The sequence below is a fragment of the Pilibacter termitis genome (assembly GCF_900167335.1).
Classification (GTDB): domain Bacteria; phylum Bacillota; class Bacilli; order Lactobacillales; family Streptococcaceae; genus Pilibacter; species Pilibacter termitis.
Map to the genome: position 1 here is coordinate 1 of NZ_FUXI01000035.1, position 23,877 is coordinate 23,877.

General features: G+C 36.1%; 20 protein-coding genes. 19 read left to right on the forward strand and 1 reads right to left on the reverse strand.

Going from position 1 to position 23,877, the window contains the following annotated elements:
- On the forward strand, positions 1-1,162 hold a 1,162-nt coding region (locus B5D30_RS14425), incomplete at its 5' end, for a sortase (RefSeq protein WP_144399597.1).
- 110 nt (positions 1,163-1,272) lie between these two features.
- On the opposite strand, the gene B5D30_RS11675 is transcribed toward B5D30_RS14425, so the two are convergent.
- Entirely contained in the window at positions 1,273-1,959 is a 687-nt protein-coding gene (locus tag B5D30_RS11675; protein ID WP_159443317.1) for a helix-turn-helix transcriptional regulator, read from the reverse strand.
- Between the two features lie 855 nt (positions 1,960-2,814).
- On the opposite strand from B5D30_RS11675, the gene B5D30_RS11685 reads away from it, so the two are divergent.
- The 18 genes from B5D30_RS11685 (at position 2,815) to B5D30_RS11770 (ending at position 23,473) form a co-directional block, all read left to right on the forward strand.
- On the forward strand, positions 2,815-3,513 hold the full coding sequence (locus B5D30_RS11685; protein WP_078808253.1) for an ABC transporter ATP-binding protein: 699 nt from the start codon (positions 2,815-2,817) through the stop codon (positions 3,511-3,513).
- Positions 3,513-4,253 (forward strand): hypothetical protein, encoded by a 741-nt coding sequence (locus B5D30_RS11690; protein ID WP_078808254.1) that lies wholly within the window; start codon positions 3,513-3,515, stop codon positions 4,251-4,253. Before B5D30_RS11685 ends, B5D30_RS11690 begins: the two co-directional genes overlap by 1 nt.
- A 186-nt stretch (positions 4,254-4,439) precedes the next feature.
- On the forward strand, positions 4,440-5,582 hold the full coding sequence (locus B5D30_RS11695) for a cysteine desulfurase family protein (RefSeq protein ID WP_078808269.1): 1,143 nt from the start codon (positions 4,440-4,442) through the stop codon (positions 5,580-5,582).
- Between the two features lie 44 nt (positions 5,583-5,626).
- Positions 5,627-5,968: a DUF1831 domain-containing protein gene (locus tag B5D30_RS11700; protein WP_078808255.1), complete on the forward strand. Its 342-nt coding sequence runs from the start codon at positions 5,627-5,629 to the stop codon at positions 5,966-5,968.
- 20 nt (positions 5,969-5,988) lie between these two features.
- Positions 5,989-6,168: a MarR family transcriptional regulator gene (locus B5D30_RS11705; RefSeq protein ID WP_078808270.1), complete on the forward strand. Its 180-nt coding sequence runs from the start codon at positions 5,989-5,991 to the stop codon at positions 6,166-6,168.
- Between the two features lie 575 nt (positions 6,169-6,743).
- On the forward strand, positions 6,744-8,984 hold the full coding sequence (locus tag B5D30_RS11710) for an ABC transporter substrate-binding protein (protein WP_078808256.1): 2,241 nt from the start codon (positions 6,744-6,746) through the stop codon (positions 8,982-8,984).
- A 131-nt stretch (positions 8,985-9,115) separates the two neighbouring features.
- The gene (locus B5D30_RS11715) at positions 9,116-11,245 is read left to right on the forward strand and encodes a peptidase domain-containing ABC transporter (protein WP_078808257.1); all 2,130 of its coding nucleotides are present in this window, start codon (positions 9,116-9,118) and stop codon (positions 11,243-11,245) included.
- Between the two features lie 72 nt (positions 11,246-11,317).
- Positions 11,318-12,202, forward strand: coding sequence for a carbohydrate ABC transporter permease (locus tag B5D30_RS11720; RefSeq protein ID WP_078808258.1), 885 nt, complete (start codon positions 11,318-11,320; stop codon positions 12,200-12,202).
- Entirely contained in the window at positions 12,199-13,047 is an 849-nt protein-coding gene (locus B5D30_RS11725) for a carbohydrate ABC transporter permease (RefSeq protein WP_078808259.1), read from the forward strand. The genes B5D30_RS11720 and B5D30_RS11725 overlap by 4 nt, the downstream gene beginning before the upstream one ends.
- The gene (locus B5D30_RS11730; RefSeq protein ID WP_078808260.1) at positions 13,044-14,387 is read left to right on the forward strand and encodes an HlyD family secretion protein; all 1,344 of its coding nucleotides are present in this window, start codon (positions 13,044-13,046) and stop codon (positions 14,385-14,387) included. The genes B5D30_RS11725 and B5D30_RS11730 overlap by 4 nt, the downstream gene beginning before the upstream one ends.
- Positions 14,377-15,489: an ABC transporter permease gene (locus B5D30_RS11735; RefSeq protein ID WP_078808261.1), complete on the forward strand. Its 1,113-nt coding sequence runs from the start codon at positions 14,377-14,379 to the stop codon at positions 15,487-15,489. Before B5D30_RS11730 ends, B5D30_RS11735 begins: the two co-directional genes overlap by 11 nt.
- A gap of 248 nt (positions 15,490-15,737) precedes the next feature.
- Positions 15,738-17,240, forward strand: coding sequence for a zinc ABC transporter substrate-binding protein AdcA (locus tag B5D30_RS11740; RefSeq protein WP_078808262.1), 1,503 nt, complete (start codon positions 15,738-15,740; stop codon positions 17,238-17,240).
- A gap of 33 nt (positions 17,241-17,273) precedes the next feature.
- Positions 17,274-17,468 (forward strand): hypothetical protein, encoded by a 195-nt coding sequence (locus tag B5D30_RS11745; protein WP_078808263.1) that lies wholly within the window; start codon positions 17,274-17,276, stop codon positions 17,466-17,468.
- Between the two features lie 18 nt (positions 17,469-17,486).
- The gene (locus tag B5D30_RS11750; protein ID WP_078808264.1) at positions 17,487-18,191 is read left to right on the forward strand and encodes a metal ABC transporter ATP-binding protein; all 705 of its coding nucleotides are present in this window, start codon (positions 17,487-17,489) and stop codon (positions 18,189-18,191) included.
- A 1-nt stretch (position 18,192) separates the two neighbouring features.
- Positions 18,193-19,026, forward strand: coding sequence for a metal ABC transporter permease (locus B5D30_RS11755; RefSeq protein ID WP_078808265.1), 834 nt, complete (start codon positions 18,193-18,195; stop codon positions 19,024-19,026).
- Positions 19,027-19,331: 305 nt separating this feature from the next.
- Entirely contained in the window at positions 19,332-20,489 is a 1,158-nt protein-coding gene (locus tag B5D30_RS11760) for a metallophosphoesterase family protein (protein ID WP_078808266.1), read from the forward strand.
- A 17-nt stretch (positions 20,490-20,506) separates the two neighbouring features.
- Entirely contained in the window at positions 20,507-22,432 is a 1,926-nt protein-coding gene (locus B5D30_RS11765) for an ATP-binding protein (RefSeq protein WP_078808267.1), read from the forward strand.
- A 162-nt stretch (positions 22,433-22,594) separates the two neighbouring features.
- On the forward strand, positions 22,595-23,473 hold the full coding sequence (locus tag B5D30_RS11770) for a 3'-5' exoribonuclease YhaM family protein (RefSeq protein WP_144399599.1): 879 nt from the start codon (positions 22,595-22,597) through the stop codon (positions 23,471-23,473).
- The last annotated feature ends 404 nt before the right edge of the window (positions 23,474-23,877 follow it).

The window sequence follows — 23,877 nt, forward strand, 5'->3', positions numbered from 1 at the left end:
TACACCGGGACGTGACGTAGTTACCCTTCTCACCTGTACTCCGCCGGGAATTAATACATATCGCTTGATCGTGAATGGTCATCGCATTCCGTACGCAAAAGCGGAAAAAATGCCAATTAATAAGCGGAATTTTTGGTCGTATCAATCTATCGTGTTGAGTTCTCTTCTATTTTGTTTTGTTGTATTCATGATTTTGTATTTACTTCATCGTTATTTTATGAAAAAATCAAAATCCGAGGACGAAACCATTCGCAACAAAGCGAAAAAACGCATGAAACATTTGATTTATGTTACACGTGCTTTGTTTGTTACGCTACTTGTAACGATGATTGGTGTATTAGTCGTGGCAATTTATGGCTACTTATTGATGAAACAAAACACCGAACTTCCTCCTGTGCAAGTTGGGGAAACCTCTCAACTTGCCTCTTATACACCAGATAAAATTTTAAACGGTGATTATGAGGGAAAAGAGATAGCCAGCGTGAATATCGCCAATTATGCTGAGGCGAAAAAAAATATGCAAAAAAATGTGAATGATTGGGGAGTAGGAAAATTGTATATTCCCTCACAAGAAATCAATTTACCGATTCTCGCTGGTTTAAAAAATGAAAATCTACTAAACGGTGCCTCCACCTTTCGACAAGACCAAAAACTGGGGCTAGACAACTATGTTTTACTTGCCCACAATATTTATGAAACAGACGTGTTATTTAATCGTATCAGTGAGTTGAAAAAAGGCGAGGAAATCTATGCGACTGATTTTCAAGACATTTATATATACAAGGTATTTGAAAACAAGGTGGTAAGAGATACAGAAGTAGATGTCGTGGAGAGAAGAAAAGAAGGTGAGTCTCCAATCATTACGCTCATTCGCTGTGAGGGCAACATCGGCACGATTTATCGGCGAATTGTTCAAGGAGAATTTGTGAAAACTATTCCTTTATCAGAGGCAAAACAAACAAGCAAACCATTGCTTCAAGAAATGAAATTAGAAATGTCAGGAACACCGAAAAACGGGATTTATTTGAAAGACCCTCCGATTTCAGTTTTCCATTTGTTCTGCATGAATCTAGCAGCAAACATTTTGGCAGATCCTATGCAAGTGTTGATTCCACTTGTGTTGTTGTTGGTGTTGCCGATTTTGTTTTTGGCGATTATATAGCGGACAAGAATGGCGGATTTAAAAAGACAGACAGAAAAAATCAAGAATTTCAGCATAAAAATGAAATTCTTGATTTTTTTATTTGTTAGATTATGCGTTTTCATTTTAGATTAATAACTTTTTTTATTAGCGAAAGAATTAGAATATTTTTTTGGTGAAATTCCCCAATGGCTTTTAAACGCTCGGCTAAAACTAGAGAAATTGCCGTAACCTAATTTATCGCTAATTTCTTTAAGCGTTAATTTTCTTTCTTCAATCATTTCTTTTGCACAACACATTCTCAAATCAAGGTAATAACTCGAAAAATTTTTCCCTCCATACGTGAGAAAAGTACGTTGAACGGTTCTTTCGGTAGCGTAAAAACGATCCGCTAATTCCTGTAATGAAAATTTTGTTTCAATATTTTTCTTTAAAAAGATAGTCATTTTCATAAAATCAATTTGTTTTTTACTGTATAAGCAGACAAGAACTTCATCATACAATTGATCATATTTATTTTTTGCCTCAGTTGAGTGTATCTTATCCATTTCTCTACTCAGTTTAACAAAGTCTTTTATTTCAGCATTTTTAAATGGTGTACTCTCCAATCTCTCATAATTTTCTGTCCGATATGCACCCGCTAAAATCAATATATTTTGCGTAGGAAATATCATCAGACTAAATGACAAGCCTAAAAAATCATGGAAAATATACAAATTTTTTTCTTTTTCAGTAACACTTTGATTCATTTTCATCTTTTCTCTCATACTTTCAACATGACAGTCTAGCAAATTTTTAAAAAATTCATTTTTTGTCAATTTCGGAAAAAGTTCCCCCTGTTTTTTGTGTAACAAAATGTCTTTTGTCTTTGTGTTTTCAACATAAATGAAAGGTAAATGTGTGTTTTGCAAATAATCCAATAAAGTTTCTTTCTTCATTTTTCTCTCCTTGTCTAGCTGCGAAATGCAGAAATTTTCCACATCTTCGCTTTGCGATAACTCAACAATCTTAAAATCCCCAAAAACAGTAACAAGGATTTCCCTTTTTAAGATGTTTTCTTCCCATGAAAGTCTCACACGAGCACTTCCAACCACTATATAAATTACTATCTATTCACATTTTACGATTTTTAAATATATATTTCAACAAGGAAATAGAAGAATTAAAAAAATGTCTTAAAATGTTAAAAAATGCCGAAAGATTGTCAGATAAGGTTATGTTTTTTTATAGATTTTTTTGGTATATTATATTTGTCTTTAGCATTGCAAGAGCGACGTATCTAAAAGATGAAATAGTATTTTCCTTATTTCGAGTATCAAGGAAAATAAGTTTCTACTCGACTTTTAGTATCCTACTTTTCTATAATTTTTGTAAGTTCTTATGCTTAGTATTTTTAGCTAATCCGATAGAATCATTTTCCCAAGATAGATTTTATAGGATTGTTTGGGAGCTAGAAAAGAAAAAATTAAGAAAATAGAGAATCAAAAGAAGGGAGGGTCCGCTATGATTAAAGCATTTGGTAAAAAAGGAAAGAATGGCTGTGGTTGTATGTCAGCAGGTTTCTATATTTGCCTTAGCTATGGGCGTGCTGGCGTATAGTATGTTTTAATGGCACAGGTACCGTGCCATGCTTTTTAAAATTAAGGGAAAGATAAAATTATAAGGAGGAAAAAATGAACCTAGAAATTAAAAATCTCTCAAAAAATTATAGTAGACAATCAGTCCTTTCAAATATTAGTTTTTCGTTTGAAAGCAATAAAATTTATGGTGTAGTCGGTCCAAATGGTGTAGGAAAATCTACATTATTTAAGTGTATAACAGGGTTAATCGAGGTCAACGAGGGAAAAATTTTTCTTGACAATCATGAAGTGACTTCTTTGAAAAGGGAAGAAATTGTGAAAAACGTCTCGTACTTGCTTTCAACAGGGATGATTCAGCATTTATCTGGGTGGAAAAATGCTATGCTGTTTGCTAAATTGTTTGATACTCCAGAAGTGGAAATAGAACAACTATTCCATGAATTTGATCTTTACACTGCGAAAGATAAAAAGGTAAAAAATTACTCGCTTGGAATGCAGCAACGTTTAGCTTTGATTGTTTCTTTAATCAATCGTAAACGAAAAGTGATTATTTTGGACGAACCGTATTTGGGGCTTGACCCTTTAGGGATAAAGACTTTGAACGACAAACTTTTGAATTTGAAAGAAAAAGGACATTTGATTATTGTTTCCAATCATCAACTTCATGAATCGGAAAAAATATTTGATGAAGTGATTTTTTTGACTAGAGATGGGATAGTTAGTAAAGAAAATACTGGAGAATCATTATCGAGTATTTTCACAGAAATTTATGTTAATGGGGGTGGAAGATAATGGAAAAAATGTTGTTTCAATTTGAAATGAAAAAGGTATTTTCTCAAACTTCTACTAAAGTGATTGCTGTTGTACTTTTCCTTTTTCCTATGATTCTTGTTGCTGGGCTTGTAGCACCAACGGATCAATTTTCAGTTTCTATTGCTGAATATAAAACAAATGCGGATTTTGGAAATCAAGTTTTAGGTTATTTATGCTTAATAGGTTTTCATTATATTATCTTGGCTATATTGTCTAGTTCAATATTATCAAGGGAAATTGAAAGTAAATATCTTTATTTTACATTATCTGTTGTTCCAAATGCGACCAAGTTATTTTTCTACAAGGCATTTGTGGTAAGTATTATCTACACAGCTATGTTGGCAGTTTCATCAATAACTGGTTACATTGTATATTCATTATTTTATATAAAAGAATTATCGTTTTCATCAGAAACATTTGTCATTCTTGGATGGGGGATTTTCATCACTTTTATTATAGTGTTAATCTACATGATGATGTTAACGATTTGTAATATTCTTACAGATGGAAGTGTGTTTGCCTCATTAACTATGGCAATCGTTACTATGGTAGTTTTAATTGTTCTTGGCGGAATTCAAAAAATTAGAGATTTTCACCCTGCTTGGCAAGCGGATTACGGAGAAGACAGAAACTATCTCTTCCTGTTTCTCGTATATTTAGCAGTTTTGAGTATAACCTCTTTTTTAGTTTATCTCTGTTCTAAGAAAAAAAGAGTATAAGGAGTAAAAAAAATTCCGTTAATATCCCAACTCGAAAAAGTCAAGTTAATTTCTTTTTTAGAGATGTCCTTAAGACGAAAATATCCAAAAAACAACCGATTTGTGCAAAACTCGAGTTTTCCATGTTTTTCAGAGGGAACCATGTGGTATAATAAAAGCTGAAAATAAATGAAAAGTGGTGAGAATATGCCAATTTACTTAGATCATGCGGCAACTACTCCGATGAGAAGTGAGGTCATAGAGGAAATGACGCACGTGATGCTTGAAGAGTTTGGCAACCCGTCAAGTGTTCATGCTTTTGGGAGAAAAAGTAGTAAAAAATTGCGTGAGTCAAGAAAATTGATTGCTGATTTTTTGCGTTGTCGTCCACATGAGATTGTCTTTAACTCGGGAGGAACTGAAGGGAATAATACAGCTATTTTGGGAACGGCTTTTTTTAGAAAAAACAAAGGAAAGCACATTATTACAACTCAAATGGAACATCATTCTGTCTTGCATACAATGGAATATTTAGAGCGTGAGCATGGTTTTGAAATAACCTACCTTTCTATTAATGAAAAAGGGCAAATTTCTCTGGAAGAATTTGAAAATAGTTTGCGTGAAGATACGATTTTAGTTTCTATTATGTATGCGAATAACGAAATTGGTAATTTATTGCCAATTCGTAAAATAGGGGAATATTTAAAGAATCATTCTGCTGTTTTCCACGTGGATGCGGTGCAATCGTTTGGGCACGAAGAAATTTTTCCGCATGAAATCGGCATCAATCTCATGAGCGTGTCAGCTCATAAATTCAATGGGCCAAAAGGTGCGGGTTTTCTCTTTATCTCAGACGAAATTCAAATTTCGCCATTATTGTTTGGTGGTGAACAGGAAGAAAAAAGACGTGCGGGAACTGAAAATATCGTAGGGATTGCAGGGATGGCAAAAGCAGTTGAATTGCTAAGTCATGATGAACAAATTCGCCAAAGAGAACATTTTAAGCTACTCGGGAAAAGATTTCTTGAGATTTTAGATCAAGAAAAAATTTCATATAAGATAAACGGGGAGTTAACGCAAAAAGTGCCACATATTTTGAACCTCCATTTTCCAAATTTATCAAGCGAACTTTTGTTGATGAAACTAGACTTAGCAGGAATCGCAATTTCCGCTGGTTCGGCGTGTACGGCGGGAAATATTGAGCCTAGTCATGTTTTGAGAGCAATGTATGGTGAGGCGGCAGATGAAGTAGAAGAAAGTGTGCGAGTGAGTCTTGGATACAACACAAAAATTGAGGAAGTAGAAAAACTTGCTCAAGAGCTAGTGAAAATCTGCAAAGAAAGAGCATAGTTTGGTATAATAAGGTATGCAAAAAAATGATAAGGAGCAAAAAAATGGCATTTACAAAAGAAGCGACAGTAGAAGGAAGTACAGTAAAATACGCATTAAATCCAAGTGTGAAACGATTCACTTTGCGTGACAATGGGTTTGTTGAAACACAATCTGGAAATTTTCAGCTCATTCGTCCGATTGAGGCGACACCGCAGTCAAAAGAAGGATTTAAATTGAAAATTACGGTAAATCGTGAGTTGACGATGTTCAAAATGTCTATTACAACAGCAGATGGTTTGCGTGCAGTCAATATTTTCAAATCAGAGGACTTAAAACTCAATCAAGACAAGTTTTATTTCTTGATGGACGGCATGATTGATCGTGGCGTTTTTGTGAAAAAATAACAATAGAAAGCGAGAAAATGATGAACGTTCAAGAAAAAGTATTAGAGGTATTAAAAAACTCAACCGTTCCTTTGAAATCTGGTGAAGTGTCAAAAATAGCGGAAATAGATACAAAGGAAGTCGCAAAAGCAATTAAAGCATTAAAAGAAACAGGAGAGGTCACCTCTCCGAAACGCTGTTATTATGAGGCGAAAAAATAACAAAAAACACTCTCCAAAACTTTGTATAGGATAGCGAAGTTTTGGGGCTTTTGTTTTTTTATAGACACTTTTATTATAAAAGGATATAGAAATCCATATAATGAAAACGAAAACACTTAAATTGTCATTTTCTAACGAAAAAATGTCCATTTGTAATAAATGAAAAAAATGCGGGGTATTTTTTTCTTTTTTCTGAACGAGGGGGTTTTTAGTTGAGATTCGCTTGTGAAAATTGTAGACTATAAATGTAAACGATTCCTATTTGATTAGAGTAATTGTTTGCAACAAATATATTATAGAGAGGAGCAACAAACATGAAACAAATGAGTATCGCAGAGCAAAAAGTCTTTGGAGGAGGTCTTGACTACTATTGGCGTTGTAGCGTTAACGGTTACTTATCGTCTCGCTTTGGATGAGGGAAGAATATATGATGATACTTAGAGCATTCTCTCATTGATATGTTCAAAATGTAGTTAAATATTTAATATTCAAGCTACTTATTTTGTTTTTATGCTTTGAGTATTGCCTTTATTTTTCCTTTTCTGAAACCTATAAAAATTGAAAGGGAATTTATTATGAAAAGAATATCAGCACTTTTCCTATGTTTTTTAGCGATTTTTGCTTTAACAGCGTGTGGGAAAGAAAAAGAGAGTACCAAAAAGGTGGAACGGTCGAACGAACCAGAAACATCGAAGTTGGATTACCAAGAGAGTGCTGTTGCATTACCTGAGGGTGTAGCATCTGTTGCAGATGTGGCATTAGGTGAGGAAGGCACTCTTTTTTTAGTAGGAGGGGATAAAGAAAAAACGCAATTAGCGTATTGGAAGTCAAAAGACAACGGAAAAAATTGGGAGAAAGTAGCAGATTTTACAGAGGAAATAAAAAAAGCGAATGGAAAAGTTAACGCTCAACTTTCTACCGACGGCACAGGGATATTCTCACTAGAGCCTTTAGAGGAAAAAGAACACTCAGACGAACATCAAGTAAGTTATTTCTTTTTCAATAAAGAGGCAACACTTTCTAAAATGAACGAAACGTTACAAGCAACACTTGACAAAGAAAGGGCATTTTCAATAGAAAAATTGGGAGAAGAAAAATTATTTCTCACCTCGGAAAAAGGAGCGTTATTGCTTGATATAAAAACAGGAAAAACAACCAATATTTTAAGTAACAAAGCGGCTATTTTTTCTATGGAAGAAAGCGGAGGTTTCCTTTACCTTTTAACAAGTGAAAAACCAGAGAAGTTCTCACTTGCAACTGGAAAAAGCGAGGAAAAAGAGGTTTCTTTTGCGAAACTAGCGTATTTACTACAAAAAGGTAAAAATTATTATAATCAAGCGTTTGGTATTTTACCGACGAATAATAAAGTGATGATTGGTGTTGGGAAAAACAATATTTACCGAGTGACTGGAGAGAAAGAAGAAATTTTACTAAATAAAAGTAAAACATTGCTAGGAGACAGCAGTAATTTTGTCAGAAAACTTCTTCCTTACGAAGAAAATGCGTTTTTAGTATTAATCAACAATGAAAAAGGTGATCAACTTTTGCGTTACGAGGCAAAAGGAGAGAAGAAAGAAGAGAAAAATTCAGCGAAAAAATTAAAAGTTTACATTTTAGAAGAAGATTTTATTGAAAGAAAACAAGCGATTCATCAAGCAATTAATCTTTATCAGCGTAAGCATGAAGATGTGGAGATTGAAGTGGAAATTGGTTCTGAAAATGGGGAAATTTCAACAGATGATGCCTTGAAGAATTTGAATGCAAAACTTGCCTCAGGGGATGCACCAGATATTTTGGTTTTAGACGGTTTAAACGTTCAAAAATATCAAAAACAAGGGATTTTTGCTGATATTTCAGAAATTGTAGAAAAAAACAAAAATGAAACCAATTTAAATAATATTCTCTCAACGTATGAAAAAAATGGGAAATATTACGGTTTGCCTCTGACATTTGCAACGTTCGGATTGTATGGACCAGATACAGCAGTACAAGGAATGGATAGTATGGAGGATTTGACGAAATCACTTAGTTCCTTAGCGAAAAAAAATAAAGAGACAATTTTTGAAAATTGGATGTTTGATGAACTAGCCACGATTACCTATCGTGCTTATTTTGTTTCAAAAGAAAAAGAACTAACGGAGAAAGAGTTGAAATCATATTATACAAATATGAAAAAACTCTATGATTTAGTCGATATGAAAGAAGTAATGGCAACGAAAAAATTAAAAGACATGTGGACAACGCCAGTAGGAATAAGTAATGTAGATGCTGTAACAGTCAATGATGTTCAAGTATCGCTGGATTATGTAGACAATCCTTATGAAGTTAAGTCCTATGAACTAGCAGATAAAGTGAAAAAATATCCGTTGACATTCTTTAAAGATGAGAAAAATGCTTATTTTGTTCCACGAAATAGTTTAAGCGTTTTGAACGCTAGTAAAAATAAGGAGTTAGCCAAAGATTTCTTAGACTTTGCGATTAGCCAAGAAGCACAAAATGGAATCGATACGACTTCTGGATTTCCAGTTAATAAACAAGTGCTGGCTCAGTCAATAAAAGCAATAAAATGTGACGGAGTGGAAGAAGTAAGAACGGAGTTTGGAGGTTCAGTAAAAGTTGAATTAAAAGAATTGGATGATACAGTGGCAAATAAATGGTTGGAACGCTTTGACAAACTCAATACACCAAACACTATGGACGTTGTGCTATTTAAGATTATCACGAAAAATATGGATGCAATCATGAAAGGTGAAATCTCTATACAAGACGGCACAAAACAAACCATGCGACGAGTAAAATTGTATCAGTCAGAGTAAGAAAAAATTTAGGGCTAGGGCAAAATCTGCAGTTGGTGCATGAGTAGTTTTAGAGTTGTGTGCAAGATTTTGTCCTGAGTTCTTTTTATGAAAGACTTTGAGCGGACGAAGTTCGCAGAAAGGGGTAGATTATGAAAGTCATTAATCAACGTGGCGAAAAAGATTGTGGTGTCGCTTGCTTGGCAATGATTTTTCACCACTATCGTATCAAAGTGCCACTTGAACGGATACGTGAAAAGGCAAAATGTGACGTGAACGGTACAATTATATATGGTCTGACTCAAGCAAGCAAAGCATTTGGATTTGCTGCGGAGGCTTTAAAAGGTGATTATGATGAGTTGCGAACAGCCATAGAAAACGGAGAAATTTGTTTCCCGTTTATCGCTCGAGTGATCAAAAACAATACGTTAGAGCATTTTGTTGTAGTTTATGGAATGAACGAAAAAGAAGTGAAACTCATTGATCCAGCAAGTCATAAGGAAAATGTAGTAAAAAAAGAATTTTTACAGCAGTGGACGGGGCAAGTCGTGACGGTTTCGCCTACGGAAAATAAGGGAAAGAACTTTTCAAAAACTCGAAGTTTCTTTCGTTATTTTGAAATTATTCTCCAAAACAAATTGTCGTTATGTTTGATTTTACTAAGTTCATTGTTACTCTCTGGTATTTCGATTTTTAGTTCGACCATTTATAAAAAAGTCATTGACGATTACATTTTGGGAAATGTTCGCCAGATAGAAAACCGCAATTTCCTTGATCTATTGACGAGTAAAATTGATGTGATTTGCACGACATTAAATGCACTTTTTTTGTTGTTTGTCGGTGTTGTATTCGTTCAGCTGTTGTTTACATTTTTAAGAAGTTTGTTCGTATTAAAACTTTCGCAGAGAATTGACAATGATTTGATGAAAAACTATCACGCTCATGTTTTACAGTTGCCAATGTCCTATTTTTCTTCACGAGAAACGGCAGAGTTATTATCGAGGTTTCAAGATATTTCAGATATTCGCTCTCTGCTATCTAGTGCAGGAGTGCAAATTATTATGGATATTGTAACAGCGATTGCGGGTGGCGTGATTTTATTGAATATTAATACTACCTTATTTTCACTGGTGCTAGGAATATTGTTCGTCTATCTTGTACTTATTTTATGTTATCAAAGAATGATCACGAAGAAAAATCGTAGAGTAAAAGAAATCTATACGGAAGTTCTTTCCTCTTTGAAAGAGACAGCAGACGGTATTGAAGCGATAAAATCAACAGTTTCGGAAAAAAGATTTTTAAAGAAATTTCAATCGAAAACAGAAGAATTTTTGAAAGAAAATTATCATCTAGGAATTACAGAAACGCTACTATTTTCAAAAGTGACAGGGGTAGAAACAATCGGATCGTTAGTGGTTCTTTGGCTAGGGAGCAATTTAGTGATAGAAGGGAATCTTTCGCTAGGGGCTTTGATTTCATTTGAAACGCTCGTCTATTTCTTTTTAAATCCGATAAAAAATCTCATTCAAACAATGCCAAACATACAAAAAACGTTGGTATCAGTCGAAAGAATGAGCGATGTATTAGAGGCAACAGTAGAACAACAAGAGCTTGAAGAAGAAAACGACATTGAATACAAAACCATTGAATTAGAAAACGTCTCATTTGCTTATGGTTATCGTGAAAACACATTAACTTCTCTCACGCTACGTCTTGAGCAAGGGAAAAAGTATGCTATAATAGGAAAAAGTGGGGAAGGGAAGTCGACATTAGTAAAATTAATTGCAGGATTTGAACGAGCTACTTCTGGCAAGATAAAAATTGACCAGAAAGACATTGGGGCGATTCCGCTTGGCAAATTACGCAAAAATATTCAATTTGTTTCGCAATCTACTTTTTTATTTAATAGTACCATTCGTGAAAATTTATTGCTTGGTGACGATACGATTGACAATGCTGAATTGGAGAGAATTTGCATAGGTTGTGGTTTGACAGAGCAACACTTTATTGGCGGACATTCCTTTTTTATTAGTGAAAATGGAAAAAATCTCTCAGGCGGACAACGGCAAAGAATTGCAATTGCAAGAGCGTTAATCAGAAAGCCTAAGATTTTGATATTAGATGAGGCAATTAATCAGCTGGATAAATTATCCGCAGAGACTATCTTATCGTTTATTCGTAGGGAATTTCCAACGATAGTATTCATACAAATCGTCCATGACCTTACATTGCTAAACGGAGAAGAACAGAAGATACTACTCGAAAAGGGAACAGTAGTGTGAAAAATACAAAAATAGCAGTATTTTTAGTAGAAGAAATGATTAAAAACGATTAGGGAGGGAGGAGCTTATTATATGGAAAAAATCATAGGTGATAACAAAGAAATTATGCAACGAGTGAAGTGGCAGTTTCAAAGGGGAAAGGTGCGAAATTTTTTACAAACGCATATTTTTATACTCCCTAGTGTTTTAGGTGTGCTACTTTTTTACCTTGTGCCGTTAGTTTTTATCGTACTCAGCTCTTTTCAACGTGGGGGAAGTTTTAGCTTTGAAAGTTATCAAATTGTATGGAAAAATGTGGCTTTTTGGCTTGCAACGAAAAACACTCTTTTATTTATGTTGATTGCGATACCGCTTTTAATGACATTATCACTTGCCTTTGCTCGTTTTCTAAGTAAAAGTATCGGAGCATTTGACCGTTTGAAAATCGTTTATATTTTGCCATTGGCACTTCCTGCGGTTTCCATGTCGCTATTTTGGCGATTTTTCTTTGCACCACGTGGGCTTTTGAATGGATTTCTACACGTGAAAATAGACTGGCTTGATACAGCGTTAAGTTTTTTAGTTGTTATTTTTTTATTTATTTGGAAAAATTTTGGATATATGATGATTTTGTGGCTGGCAGGTATTATGAGCGTCTCTCAGTCAATGATTGAGGCGGCTCGGATTGACGGGGCAAGTGAGCGAACAATTTTCCTGCGAATTATCTTACCCACTATTCAGCCGACAGCCGTTGTCGTGTATTTATTGAGCTTGATTCAATCATTTCGAGTGTTTCGCGACATCTATGCTCTAGCCGGTGATTATCCGCATGAGCAAATGTATCTTTGGCAACATCTATTCAATAACTGGTTTCGTGATTTTGAGTTGGACAAAATGACCGCAGGGACGTGTGTTTATTTGCTCATTCTCTTAATCGCACTATTTCCAATCGCAAAAGGAATGAGGAGAGAGAAATGAAAAAATATGGAAAAACACTCATTATTCTTCTTGTAATGATTGTTATGCTCTACCCGCTTTTTTTCGTTCTTCTTGGCTCTACGCTTGGCAACGATGAAACTCAGCGTTATTTGGAGATTTTAAATGATGCAGGGGATAAGAACAGCTTTCTTTCTTTTCAGCTTTTCCCGCAATTTCCAACGATTCGCTCTTATATTACGCTATTACTTGATATGCCTGAGTTTTTCGTGGCATTTTGGAACTCGGTTAAGACGACGTTGATAATTATTTTCGGGCAATTTTTGATAAACACTCCGGCAAGTTGGTGGTTTGCAAGGCAAAATAGCAAATGGAGCAGAATACTTTATATTATATATGTTATTTTAATGGTTTTACCTTTTGTTATCATGATGCTCCCGCAATATTCTTTGTTAAAAAACTTAGGATTATTGGATAAAATTGGAGCGATTGTTGCTCCTGCGATTTTTTCTACGCTTTCGGTATTTATTATTTATCCTTATTTTCGTGCCATACCAAATGATATTATCGAGGCGGCACGAGTGGACGGTGCAAATGAATGGCAATTATTTACCAAAATTGGCATACCACTTGCGATTCCTGCGATTCTGATTTCTATCATGTTGAATTTATTTGAATATTGGAGTGCAGTAGAACAGATGATTGCTTTTATTAAAAACAAACAAATTTGGACATTGCCCATGCTGTTAAATACATTTCAGCTAAATAAATTAAGCGTAGCTTTTACTGCAAGTGTATTGACACTTATTTTACCAATGCTTTGTGCGTTGATTTGGCGACGTTATCTGACAGGCGGAATGGTACAAAAAATGGAGGATTCAAAGTGAAAATAGAGAAAAATACACAAGGGCTGATAAAAATATTATTTGTATTCATGATTTTTATGCTCCTGTTTACTTTTTTATCAAGAGCAAGTAAGAGTATTACCACACCAAAAGTGCAGACGACAGAACTATCAGAAATGCTCTTAAATGATGAGATGACTGTAACAGGGGTGGTGAAAAAATCTCGAGTGCTTCCAATTTTTGTATTGGAAAATCAAAAAGTCAAGGAATTACGTGTGCATTTGGGGCAAAAAATAAAAAAAGATACCCCACTTTTCTCCGTTGATATGGACTATTTGGCTCAACAAATCGCTGAAAAAGAGCGTGAGTTGAAAAAGCAGACGGTTCAAGAGGAGGCTGAGGCAAACTCAAGTGCCAATCAAAAGAAATTACAAGCACTAAAAATTACGCAAGCACAAGAAAGTTACAATCAATCCGTACAATCGGCAGAAAAAAGAGTGACTGCCGCTCAAGAAGAGTTGACTCAAGCAGAAAATGCTCTGAAAAAAGAGGCGAAAAGCGAAGAATTGAAACAAATGGTTGCAGAAAAGAAGAAAATGCTTGAAACAGCAAGAGAAGAGCAAAGCACAACGCTTATACAGGCGAAACAAACGCTTGAATTAGCACAAAGTGAAACGCTAGAAACTTCAGGAAGTGGCGACCTTGCCAAATTGGAGCAAGAGAGCATTCGTGAAACGTTGAAAAAACTCAAGGAACTTCATGTGGAAAAAGGCGTTGTCAAGGCGAAAATTGAGGGGATTGTATCAAAAATTAATTTGCTCTCAGGTGCTTTGACGTCAGTGGAAGCTCCGATTTTAGTGGAGGACACTACCTCAAATAGCGTGCTAGAAGTGGATTTGACGAAAGACCAACTTTCCTATTTTTCGATTGGGCAGGCAGGAGAAGTAGAAGGGGTGAGTGAAAGTGGAGCGAGCGTTCTTTCCAAGGAGTCGGTGGTGAGTGAAGTCAAAAGTGACCCACAAAATCCTGAGATGATGAAAGCTGTTATCTCGCTTGGTGAGGGGGATTTCCAATATCAATCACAAGGTGTGTTGACGATTGAAAAATCTTCACAAAAGTATCCGTATTGTTTGCCTATTACAGCACTCAAAGGAACAGAGGGTGGTTATTTTGTTTTAACCCTCGAAAAAAGAAAAACAGCTCTTTCAACTGAAAACGTGGCGAGAAAACAAAGTGTCAAAATTTTAGCGAAAAACGAAACGACTGTTGCCATTCAAAAGAATGATTTGCTTGAGGGAAGTAAAATCATCTTAGAATTGAACAAAAGTATCTCTGACGGAGATGTGGTGCGTGTGCAGGAAGTGAGCGAAAATGAGGAATAATGCAGCAAAAAATATCATCTTTTCGCTCTTTCTGCTCGCTATTGCCATTGTTCCGCTCATGCTTGCGATACAACATTTTGAACGCTTAAAAGAAAAAGAAGTGACATGGAGCTTTTATTCGTTTGCTCCAACTCTCACAAGTGAAAAGGCGAAAGATTTTCTGGAGAAAAACAAGCAAAAAGAGTTAAAAGATTTAGTGATTTGGAAAGAAATTCCGCAAGAGCAAGTGAGCAATAAAACACTCTCACGCTCGGAAAATGCAGAGGTAATTTTGAGTATTGGAAAGGTCGCACTCCTTTTCCCAGAGCCAATTCTTTTCCAAGGAAAAGAAAAAGAGCAATGCGTAATAAGTACATTTTTAGCTCGGAAATTATTTGGTATGACAGAAGTGGTTGGTGAAAAAGTAGCGTATCGAGGAAAGGAATTTAAAATAGGTGGAGTTTTTGCGTCAAGCGAACCTCTTTGTATTCTCCCTGCGACAGCGTTTCAAGAAGAACGACTGGATACCATTACTCTTGCGAAATCGGAAAAACTCTCTGCTAAAACGATTGGGAATAAACTCTCAATTGCTTTGAATTTTTCAGGACAACAATTACCATTAGGATTTTTGGTCAATTTGGCAGTGATTTTTCTCCTGTTACCAATGCTTATTTTGATTGTGTATTTGCTAAGGTTTACTCAAAAGTTAGAAAAAGATACGATTCGATTTTTCTTATTATTGCTTGTATTCCTTTTGTTATTTTTCCATATACTCTCTCAATCTCTTTCCTTTTCATTGGACGCATTGCCACCGAAGTGGGGAGACTTTGATTTTTATGAAAAGTTATGGGAAGAGTTGAAAATAGCACTCGATCTATTTGTCAAAATGCCAAAAAGAACAATAGAAGTAGCGTTTTTGAAGGAATTTCTTTTCATCACTTTATTTTCATGGGTTAGTTTGTTCGCTATGATTCCATTTTGCTCACGAATAGAAAAAATGGAAGTTAAGCGTATTGACATTAAACGTGTGAGAAAGAACTTGGCGGAGTATTTAAGGTTAGCAGTGCGGAAGATGAGGGAAATCATTCAAATTGTAAAGGAAAAAGTAAGATTTTTAGAATAGGAAATGAGCAGAAGTAACCTCTATCCATTTACGATAGGGGTTTTTTGATATGAAAATACTTGATTTTTCCATGAAGGAAATATAAATTCCAGATTTTTTATATAAATCCTTGCACTTTTTATTCAATTTTGTTATTCTCTTTTTAGTCTAGTAAATCGGAAACGTTACGATTTACAAAAATTAAATCGGAATGAGTACGATTCAAACGGAACTACTAGAGAATTTATTGGTATGTAGAGTTACCTAGAATGGAGAAAATCTTGAAAAAAATTATTTTAAGTTTCGTAGCCTTAGGGGCATTTTGTACGCTTGCTGCTTGCGGAGGGAAAAAAGCTGAAAATACAAAGGATGAAGTGCGTGTGATGACGACTTTTTATCCAATGTATGATTTTACAAAAAATATTGTGGGAGACTCTGGGAAAGTTGATTTGTTGATTCCAGCAGGAGTTGAACCTCATGATTTTGAACCGACAGCCAAAGATATGGCGAAAATCCAAGAGGCAAAAGTGTTCGTCTACAATAGTAAATATTTTGAGGGTTGGGTGAAAAACGCTGAAAATTCTTCAAAAGATGTTACATTTGTAGAGGCGACAAAAGGAATTTCATTGATGGAAGGAGAAAGTGACGGGCATGACCACGGAGAAGATGGGGAAAACTTCGACCCACACGTCTGGCTTTCACCAAAATTGGCGAAAAAAGAAGTAGAAGTGATTTGTTCAGCACTCGTCAAGGCTTATCCAAAGCAAAAAGAGACATTTGAGAAAAACGCAAAAGAATATTTGAGCAAACTTTCAGCACTTGATGAAGAATACACAAAAGAATTGAGTAATGCCAAACAAAAAGACTTGGTTACACAACACGCTGCTTTTGGGTATTTGGCACGTGATTATGGGTTAAATCAAGTTTCTATTTCAGGGCTTTCACCAGATGAAGAACCTAGCCCTACTCGTCTTGCAGAATTGAAAAAATATGTTGAGAAAAATCATATTTCTTTCATTTATTTTGAAGAAAATGCGTCTAATAAGATTGCCAAAACGCTTGCTGATGAGGCAAAAGTAAAACTTGCTGTTTTAAATCCATTGGAGAGTTTAACGGAAAAAGAACAAAAAGCGGGCGAAAATTATCTTTCGGTGATGAAAGAAAACTTGAAGAATTTGAAACTAAGTATTAATAATGAAAGTGAAAATACTGGTGCGACTTCTCTTGTATTAGATGCAGCTCACGGTGTATTTGAAGAAAGTGAAGTGAAAGCAAGAACTTTAGCAGATTGGGAGGGGGAATGGCAATCCGTTTATCCTTATCTGGAAAAAGGAGCGTTAGACGAAGTTTTCAAAAAGAAAGCGGAAGAAAACAAAGACAAAACAGCCGAGGAGTATAAAGAATATTATACAACTGGTTACAAAACAGATGTTGAAAAAATTACAATAAAAGGGAATACATTTACATTTGTCAACACAAAAGGGAAAGAGAGTAAAGCGGAATACAAATCTGCTGGCTTTAAAATTTTGACGTATGAATCGGGGAAAAAAGGAGTTCGTTATTTGTTTGATAAAGTGAGCGGAGACGAAGAAGCACCGAAGTTTGTGCAGTTTAGCGACCACATTATTCAACCAGAAAAAGCGGAGCATTACCATTTGTATATGGGGAATGTTTCGCAAGAAAAATTATTGGAAGAACTACACAATTGGCCGACTTACTACCCAGAAAAACTCTCAGAACAACAAATTTTAGATGAAATGCTGGGACACTGAAAAGCGTAGAGGGGCGTTAAGGAGTTTGCAACAGTGAGCCGTGCCGTTTACTTGCTTGAAACGAAGTTTCAAGCGGCACTGCGAACAGCGACCAAAACTGATTTAGAAAAAAGAGTTGTGAGAACTGTTCATAAGAGAATTTCGCAAGAAATCAACAAAAGACTAGCAAGCGATTGGATTTTGTTTTACAATAAAGAGAACTCGAATGTGAGTTCTCTTTTCCAATAAAATCAGAAGGAAGAAACGATGAAATATATAGACGTGAAAAACTTAACTTTTTTCTACGACGATGAACCAGTACTAGAGAATGTTTCTTATTATGTAGATAACGGGGAGTTTGTGATTTTGACAGGTGAAAATGGGGCAGCAAAATCTACACTTGTCAAAGCAACTCTGGGGCTTTTGAAAGCAGAAAGCGGAAGTGTAACAATTTCTCCGACGAATATTGAGGGGAAAAAATTGAAAATCGGGTATATTCCGCAACAAATTTCTTCATTTAACGCAGGTTTTCCGTCGACAGTGTTAGAACTTGTTAAAAGCGGTCGATTTCCTCGTGGGCATTGGTTTAAGCCTTTGACGAAACGAGATGAAGAACGGGTGGAGAAAGCACTTGAAAGTGTTGGTATGTGGGAAAGTCGTAACAAGCGAATTGGCGAGCTTTCTGGTGGGCAAAAGCAACGGATTAGTTTGGCGAGAATGTTTGTAAGCGACCCTGATTTATTTGTACTAGATGAGCCGACAACAGGAATGGATGAACAAAGTCGCAATGATTTCTATCGTTTGATGAAACATAATGCTCATGTTCATGGCAAGGCTGTTTTGATGATTACGCATGATCATGGCGATGTGCAACCTTTTGTTGACCGTCATATCAGGCTTGTCCGCAAGGAAAATAGTCCATGGCGTTGTTTCCATTTAAATGATATTGAAAAAGAGCGAGGTGATGTGTAAAATGGACGTTTTTCAGTATGAATTTATGCAAAGAGCGATTTTAGCGGCACTTGCGATCAGCTTGATTGCACCAATGCTTGGGGTGTTTTTAGTGCTACGCAGGCAAAGTTTAATGGCTGACACACTTTCGCACGTCTCGCTTTTCGGTGTCGCACTTGGTTTTTTCTTCAACCAAAATCCAACAATTACGACACTTTTGGTGGTGGTGATTGCAGCAGTTGTGCTTGAGTATTTACGCACGCTTTACAAAACATATTCAGAGATTTCAACGGCAATTCTTATGAGTGGTGGGCTTGCTTGTGCTTTAGTTTTAATGAGCATGAGTGGTGGTAACAGTGCAACGAGTATTCAGCAATATTTATTTGGGTCGATTATTACGATTTCGATTGAGCAAGTCATTTTACTATTTGCATTACTGGGAATTATTACCGTTCTCTACATTTTATTTCGCCGTCCAATGTATGTGATGACATTTGATGAAAGTACCGCTCACGTTGACGGTTTGCCGATAAAATGGATGAGCATTGCATTTAACGTGATAACAGGCGTGGCGATTGCAGTGATGATTCCAATTGCAGGAGCGTTGCTTGTTTCAGCAATTATGATTTTACCAGCCTCCATTGGTATGCGAATTGGAAAAAGTTTTACTTTAGTTATTTTTTGTTCCATGTTCATTGGTTTACTTGGCGTGATGACGGGATTGTTATCAAGTTTTTATCTGGAATCCCCCCCGGGAGCAAGTATTACGCTAGTATTCATTCTGTTATTTTTTATAACAGGACTTATCCGAAAAATTTTACTCGGAGCAAGGAAAAATGCACGAAAAAGCCGTTGAAAATGCGGTTTTTTTGTTTAGTTTTAAAGATAAACGTGATTCATTACCGCTACTAAAAAGCATAAAGTCGACGATTTTTATAAAAAATTTCAATTTTGAATCAATATTCCACACAACGTGTGATAAAATAGAAAAGCGAAGAGGGGATTCAGAAGTTTGCAACAGTGAGTCACGTCGTTTATCTACTTGCAACGTCAGGTGCGAACGACGTTGGGAACAGTTGCCAACGTCCTGAACCTAGTATCTAAACAAATAAAAAAGAAAACCGTAGAAATCTGTCGTAACTAGAGAAGGGAGGAATTTATATGGCTACATTTTTACATATAGCAGATTTGCATTTGGATAGAGAATTTTCAGCACCAGAAGAAGTGTTGAATCATTTGCAAAATGCAAATTTTCTTGTGCTAGAGAGGATTGTGGATGAGGCGATTGCTCGTGAGGTGGATGTGGTGATTTTTGTGGGAGATACGTTTCACCATGCACGCAGTAGCGTTCATACGCAAGCAGTTTTTTTCAAAGAACTCTCAAGATTGCACGAAAATGAAATTCCTGTTGTGCTGACTTTTGGGAATCACGACTATTATGAGGAAAATAAATTTTGGTATGCATTTGATGAAAATACGCACGTGATAAAAAGTGAGGAGGTTGAAACCATTCGGATTGAAACACGTAAAGGTGAACGAATTGCGTTGTCTGGGTTTAGTTATACTTCCCCTTTTATCGAAGAAAGTAAGGTGGGAGAATTTCCAGTAAGAGATTTTGATGCCTCTTTGCATATTGGTATTTATCATGGTGAAAAAGGGAATAGTGGAGGATATGCCCCTTTTTCTATTACCGAAATGAAACAGAAAAATTACGATTATTGGGCATTGGGACATATTCACCAGTCAGAAGTATTGTCGCTAGATCCTTTGATTGTCTACTCGGGGACTCCTCAAGGGCATAATAAAAAAGAAAGTGGGAATACGAGTATTGTTTTTGGTGAGCAACGAGAAGGAAGGGTGTTTATTGAAGAAATAGAAGTTTGCGTTTTGCGTTATCAAAGTTTGAGTGTTGATTTGGCAGAGGTGGAAAGTATTCTTGAGGCGAGAGGAAAAATAGAAAACGAGCTAAAGAAAGAGAACACGGTGTTTTCGCTCACGCTGAAGAATACCTCACATTTAGGCGAGGAATGGAAAAGAAGTGTGGAAACAGGAGAAATCACGCAATATCTCAAAGCAAACTATTGGCTCAATCAGCTGACAATCAAGGACGTTACGCACAAGCAAATTCCGCTGAAAATTAAAGAAGATGAATTTTTGGCAATGCTCTCAGAAAGTGATATACATTATGCAATGAAAGATATATTACCTCAATTACCGAACGAACTTTTAAAAGAAGTGAATGAAGAATTTGAGGCAGAAATATCTGAAGAATTGAGAGATGAGATGACGGATTTATTTCTTTTTGATAAAGAATTGTAATTAATTGGGAGGGAAAAATGAAAATCAAAAGAATTGAAATTACAGGTTTTGGTAAAATTCATCAGCAAACATTTGAATTTTCGCCAAATAATCAATTAATTTTTGGTGAAAATGAAACAGGTAAGTCAACTATTTTTCAATTTATTGAAAGTATGCTTTTTGGTTTTGAAAAACGCATTGCCTCAAGACGTGATTATACGCCGAAACATTATGCGGGAAGTTTTGGTGGTCGCATGACTTTTGAGCGTGACGGAAAAGAGTATCGTTTAGAGCGTTTTAGAGAAGAAAATAAAGGGGCTGCTACGTTATTTTTTCCAGACGGGCAAACAGGAGATGAGCAAGATTTACAGCGAGTGTTAATGCCGTTAAATCGTGAATTATTTAGACAAATTTTCTGTTTTCACCAAGAGCAATTGCGAGATTTTCAAACGATTGATGAGGCGAATTTAAATCGACAATTGGTTTCACTTGGTCTTTCTGGAAGTGCAAGTTTGATGAAAGCACAAGAGAGTGCGAACAAACGTGCGGAAGAATTATTCAAACCAAGAGGGATGAATCCTGAGATAAATCAGCAGTTAAGAGAGTTAAATGAATTATCGAGCAATATTTATGCGTTAGAAAAAGAACAAGAAAGTTTTCGAGGAGTGTTGGCTCAATTGCAAGAAACAAAAGAGAGAGTTGCACAATTGACTGAGGAAGAACGTTATTTAAAAGCGGAAATTGCAGATTTGCAGGCGATTCTTTCTGAGAAAAAAGTCAAGTCTCAAGTGATAAATGAAATGCAACAGGAGCAAGAAGTAGATGTGTTAGCGTTTCAAACATTTCAAGAGGCGATTCGTGAGGCGAACATCGAAAAAGGGAGAATAACTGAAAAGATAGCACGCATTCATCAAGAATTGGATGAAATCGAGCAAAAATTTCCGACAATTGTCAATTCACGGAGACGAGCAGAGAAAAAAGCGTCAAAACTCGGTGTTTATGCTCTCGTATTGAGTTTTGTACTTTCTGTTATTTGTTTTTTATTTCTGAATGGGGTTGGGAAATTTGTAGGTTTCCCACTAATAATCCTAGGAATTATAGCATTTTTATTTGTTGGTATGAAAAACCAACGCAATTCTTTTCCGCTTGCCAAAAAGAAATGGGAAGAATTAGTAGCAGAGCTTGATTTTTTCAATGAAGAAGGTCGTGAAATTGAGGAGAGATTAGCAAAAATTACTCGAGATGAACAACGTTATCTTAGTCAACCGAAAAATATTTCCCGCATTACACGAGAGGCAAAGCGTGAAAATGCGGATAATGAGTTTTTGGAAATGGAGCAAGTTCTTTCTGAAAAACAGGAAACTCAAGCGAGGATTGAACATCAGTTAAGAAATTTGCATTACGAAATGCAAGAGTTATTATTTGAGCAAGCTCGTCTTGAAAAAAATGGAAGTTTAGATGAATTGTTGCAAAAAAGGAGTAGTTTGCAAGAAAAAGTTCTCTTTTTAGTGAAACAATACGCAAAAGAAAAAACGAGAGTGCAATTAATTGCCAATTTACTTGGTGAATTAAGTGTTCATCAGCTGCCGAATTTACTTGAAAAAGCAAGTGAATATTTTGCAATTTTGACTTCAGGACACTATAAAAAAGTGTTTTTTGAGCAAAAATTATGCGTTGAAAAACAGGACGGGGAACGTTTTGAATTGATCAGTTTGTCAACGGGTACAAGAGATCAGCTAATGATGAGTTTACGTTTTGCCTTTTTATCTTTACAAGATTTGCCAATTAGTCCAGTTATCATTGATGACGGCTGGCTCAATTATGACCGAAAACGCAAGGAGGCACTAGGGGAATTATTCCGCCAATTTGGCAAAGAAAATCAAATTCTTCTTTTTTCAAGTGACGAACGCATGAGAGAAATTTATCAAGCTAAAGGAGAACGTGTGGAACACTTACAACACTAAGAATAAGCTAAACATTTTTCGCTATTTATGGTAAGCTAGAAGATAGGAATAAATAATTTTTAGTTACCCTAAAGGTAAAACATTAAGCGAGGGAAGAACGTGAAAAAATTAAATGAAGTAGCAGTAGATGAGGTATTTGAGGCATATTTGTTGATTAAAGAGATGAATGTGCGGACGAGTAAGGCTGGAAAAAGGTATCAGCAGTTCAAATTTCGTGACAAGACTGGCGAAATCAATGGATTTCTCTGGGATACAAATGAATATACAGTGAAAACTTTTGTTGCCAATACGGTGGTTCATTTTACAGGTAGAAAAGAGCTGTATCAAGGGATTCCGCAAGTCAATCAAATTAAGTTAAGAACGTTGAGTGATAGCGAACCAAGCGACCCTCAACTTTATGAAAAACAAGGTGTAATCAAACGAGAAGTGCTTGAGGAGGGGATTAGCGAGTTTCTTTTCCTTATCAAGCAAGGACATTATGCACGAATTGCCCGCAATTTACTCGAAAAATATCGTGAAGAATTTTTCACCTATCCAGCAGCGAAAAGTCTACATCACGATTTTGCAGGAGGTCTTGCGTACCATACGTTGACCATGTTAAAAGTGGCGAAAGGGTTGCTTGAAGTTTATCCGCAAATGAACGCCTCATTGCTCTATACAGGCATTTTACTGCACGACTTGGGCAAGGTATTAGAGTTAAGCGGGAACGGTAACACACAATACACTTTGCGTGGACAGCTTTTAGGGCATATTGTGTTGATAGATGAGGAAATTATCAAAGCGACACAGGAGCTGAAAATTGATGATGCAGATGAGGACGTGGTGGTACTTCGTCATTTGATTTTATCACATCACGGACAACTGGAGTTTGGCTCTCCCGTACGCCCGAAAGTGCTTGAAGCGGAAGTTATTCATTTTATTGACAATTTAGATGCAAAAGTCACGATGATTACAAGTGCTATTGACACGCTCAACAATGGTGAGCAAACACCTAGAGTACTGGGCTTGGATAATCGTAATTTTTATAAACCACTTATATAAAAATAGACAATTCTTCTCAGCGTAAACTGTGGGGGATTGTCTTGTTTTTATATTTTTGTCTAGCTACGAGGGGCAGAAGTCTGGCAACTGTTCACAATGTCGCTCGCAACTAACGTTGCGAGTAAATAAACGACAGTGTTCACTGTTGCAGACTTCAAACCGCCCCTCTTCGCTTTTCTTTGTCTAGCAATGAGGGGCAGGAGTTGGGCGACTGCTCACAACGTCGCTTGAAGCTATTGCTTCAAGTAAATAAACGACGTGGCTCACTGTCGCCAACTCCTAACCGCCCCACTTTGCTTTTCTTTGTCTAGCAAACGAGGGGCAGAAGTCTGGCAACTGTTCACAATGTCGTTCGCAACTTCGTTGCGAGTAAATAAACGACAGTGTTCACTGTTGCAGACTTC

What these genes read in the sequence shown, in the direction of transcription:
- B5D30_RS11685 (WP_078808253.1), top strand. Translation starts at nt 2,815, where the DNA reads ATGAACCTAGAAATTAAAAATCTCTCAAAAAATTATAGTAGACAATCA.
- B5D30_RS11690 (WP_078808254.1), top strand. Translation starts at nt 3,513, where the DNA reads ATGGAAAAAATGTTGTTTCAATTTGAAATGAAAAAGGTATTTTCTCAA.
- B5D30_RS11695 (WP_078808269.1), top strand. Translation starts at nt 4,440, where the DNA reads ATGCCAATTTACTTAGATCATGCGGCAACTACTCCGATGAGAAGTGAG.
- B5D30_RS11700 (WP_078808255.1), top strand. Translation starts at nt 5,627, where the DNA reads ATGGCATTTACAAAAGAAGCGACAGTAGAAGGAAGTACAGTAAAATAC.
- B5D30_RS11705 (WP_078808270.1), top strand. Translation starts at nt 5,989, where the DNA reads ATGAACGTTCAAGAAAAAGTATTAGAGGTATTAAAAAACTCAACCGTT.
- B5D30_RS11710 (WP_078808256.1), top strand. Translation starts at nt 6,744, where the DNA reads ATGAAAAGAATATCAGCACTTTTCCTATGTTTTTTAGCGATTTTTGCT.
- B5D30_RS11715 (WP_078808257.1), top strand. Translation starts at nt 9,116, where the DNA reads ATGAAAGTCATTAATCAACGTGGCGAAAAAGATTGTGGTGTCGCTTGC.
- B5D30_RS11720 (WP_078808258.1), top strand. Translation starts at nt 11,318, where the DNA reads ATGGAAAAAATCATAGGTGATAACAAAGAAATTATGCAACGAGTGAAG.
- B5D30_RS11725 (WP_078808259.1), top strand. Translation starts at nt 12,199, where the DNA reads ATGAAAAAATATGGAAAAACACTCATTATTCTTCTTGTAATGATTGTT.
- B5D30_RS11735 (WP_078808261.1), top strand. Translation starts at nt 14,377, where the DNA reads ATGAGGAATAATGCAGCAAAAAATATCATCTTTTCGCTCTTTCTGCTC.
- B5D30_RS11740 (WP_078808262.1), top strand. Translation starts at nt 15,738, where the DNA reads ATGGAGAAAATCTTGAAAAAAATTATTTTAAGTTTCGTAGCCTTAGGG.
- B5D30_RS11750 (WP_078808264.1), top strand. Translation starts at nt 17,487, where the DNA reads ATGAAATATATAGACGTGAAAAACTTAACTTTTTTCTACGACGATGAA.
- B5D30_RS11755 (WP_078808265.1), top strand. Translation starts at nt 18,193, where the DNA reads ATGGACGTTTTTCAGTATGAATTTATGCAAAGAGCGATTTTAGCGGCA.
- B5D30_RS11760 (WP_078808266.1), top strand. Translation starts at nt 19,332, where the DNA reads ATGGCTACATTTTTACATATAGCAGATTTGCATTTGGATAGAGAATTT.
- B5D30_RS11765 (WP_078808267.1), top strand. Translation starts at nt 20,507, where the DNA reads ATGAAAATCAAAAGAATTGAAATTACAGGTTTTGGTAAAATTCATCAG.
- B5D30_RS11770 (WP_144399599.1), top strand. Translation starts at nt 22,595, where the DNA reads ATGAATGTGCGGACGAGTAAGGCTGGAAAAAGGTATCAGCAGTTCAAA.